We start from the raw sequence: 2,251 nt of genomic DNA on the forward strand, positions 1-2,251 counted from the left end.
ATTGATGATGTACAGCCCTCGCCGGCCGTCGAAGGCACCGCCGCCCCAGTTCGGCCCGCCCCCGCTGCCGGGCAGCCGGACCATCGGTCGATCGGTCCTGAGCGGCTCCCACGCCGCGGCGAAGCCGATGCCCTGGCTCGCCACGCGTGCGCGGCAATGCGCGGTCAGTTCCGGCGTCACCGTCGCCAGATCGGCGGCGGTCATCGCCTGGCGGATGATCGGCGGCGGCGCGGCGGGAAGCGGCTGGGTCGGCCAGGCCTGCTCCCCGGCCAGGCTGCTCGCGGGCATCGGAGTCTCGCGCACCGGGAACAGCGGCTTGCCGGTCACCCGGTCGAGCACGAAAAGATAGCCGCTCTTGTTCATCGCCGCGACCGCGGGGATCGTCCGTCCGCCGCGCCGCACCTCGAGCAGGGTCGGCTGCACCGGCAGGTCGAGGTCCCAGATATCGTGGTGCACGGTCTGGAAATGCCACAGATAGCGCCCGGTCCGCGCATCGAGCGCGACCAGCGAGTTCGAGAATAGGTTCGCCCCCGCCCGGTCGATGCCGATCCGGTCGTAGGCGGGTGCGCCGAAGGGCACGAACACGATGCCGCGCTTCTCGTCGACCGACATGCTGCTCCACGCATTCACGCCCGATCGTTTAACCCAGCTGTCGCCCTGCCACGTACCGTGGAAGCGCTCGCCCGGCCGCGGCACCGAATGGAACGTCCAGAGCAGCTTGCCGGTGCGGGCGTCCCAGCCGCGTACGTCGCCAGCCGGGCCCTCCACCGGCGATTCCTGTAGTCGCGCGCCGGTGATGATGACGTTGCCGGCGATCGCCGGCGCGCTATTGATCTGATAGGTATAGCCGGCCGGAAACCCGCCGCCGTTAGTGCCGTTCATGATCTCGGCGGTACGAAGCTGGATCGGAACGAAATCGGCCGGCGGCTTGCCCGTGGCGAGATCGAGCGCGATCAGCTGCCCCGAACGCGTGCCGAAGAACAACCGCGCCGATGCGCCCTTCCCGCCCGGCCAATAGCCCATGCTGCGACCGGCGATGCCGTCGTCGGCGGGCAACCCGAACGTCCAGCGGATCGCACCGGTCGTGCCGTCCAGCGCGACGATCCGGCCATAGGGGCTTGCCAGGTACAGATTTCCACCGATCGCGAGCGGCGTCGTGTTGCTCACCAGCAGGCGCTTGCTGCTGCTATCGGCGGGCTTCAGCTCAAACGTCCACACCGGGATCAGCCGCGCCACGTTGCCGGGATCGATCTGGGTCAGCCCGGAATAGCGGGTGCCCGCCTCGTCCCCACCGAACCCCGTCCAGTCGCCGACCGAAGCGACCGTGGCGGTCGCCGCGCCAGCCATCGTCAGTGCCAGGATCGCGGTCTTCCATCCCACCTGCGACACGCATACTCTCCTTATCGCGGCCCACTTTGCATCGACAATTACGATGTTGCATACATTAGCTTATGGTTGCATGCATAGTGTCGTTGCGGTCGATGAAGCTGACGAAAGATCGGCGAAGACGACCCATGCAGCGGCATGACGGACAGGTCCGCTGCTCGGCAGAAGGAGGGTGACGATGACAGCGCGATTGAAGCGGCTCGGATGGGTATTGCTGGCAGGAGCAGCGATTGGGTGCGCCGGCAGCGCGCAGGCAGCGCCGGTGGTGTATCACGGCTTTACCCTGATCGACGGCAGCGGCACCGCGCCAAAGGTCGATCAGGCGATGATCGTCGACGATGCGGTGATCAAATGGGTCGGCCCCACCAAGCAGGCACCGCTCACCCCCGGTGCCACGCGCGTCGATCTGCGCCGCAAGTTCCTGATGCCGGGGATCGTCGATCTCCATGTCCATATCGGCACCGTCCGCGATCTGGTTCAGAAAGAGGAATATTTCACGCCCGACAGCGTGCGCAAGGACCTGCGCACCTATGCCGCCTTCGGTGTGACCACGGTCCAGTCGATGGGCACCGACAAGGACAGCATCATCGCGATCCGCGATGCCGGCCGCACCGGTCCGCAGACGATGGCGCGCCTCCTGACCGCGGGTCAGGGACTGGTCTTCAAGGGCGGCTATGGCGGCGTTCCCGGCATCAACCACCCGGTCGCTACCCCCAAGGAGGCCACCGCGGAGGTCGATGCGCAGGCGAAGAAGGGCGTCGACTACATCAAGCTGTGGATGGACGACGAACTCGGCGCGATGCCCAAGATGCCCTATTCGATCAGCAAGGCGATCATCGATGCGGGACACCGCAACGGCAAGCGC

Annotated in this window: 2 protein-coding genes; one reads left to right on the forward strand and one right to left on the reverse strand. The window is 66.8% G+C overall.

What is annotated here, in order from left to right; all coding sequences use genetic code 11:
- On the reverse strand, positions 1 to 1,389 hold a 1,389-nt coding region (locus tag VF649_RS02690), incomplete at its 3' end, for a PQQ-binding-like beta-propeller repeat protein (RefSeq protein WP_331010418.1).
- Between the two features lie 175 nt (positions 1,390 to 1,564).
- On the opposite strand from VF649_RS02690, the gene VF649_RS02695 reads away from it, so the two are divergent.
- Positions 1,565 to 2,251 (forward strand): amidohydrolase family protein (locus VF649_RS02695; RefSeq protein WP_414713627.1); only part of this gene is annotated, 687 nt, incomplete at its 3' end.

Source organism: Sphingomonas sp., assembly GCF_036387535.1.
GTDB lineage: Bacteria > Pseudomonadota > Alphaproteobacteria > Sphingomonadales > Sphingomonadaceae > Sphingomonas_R.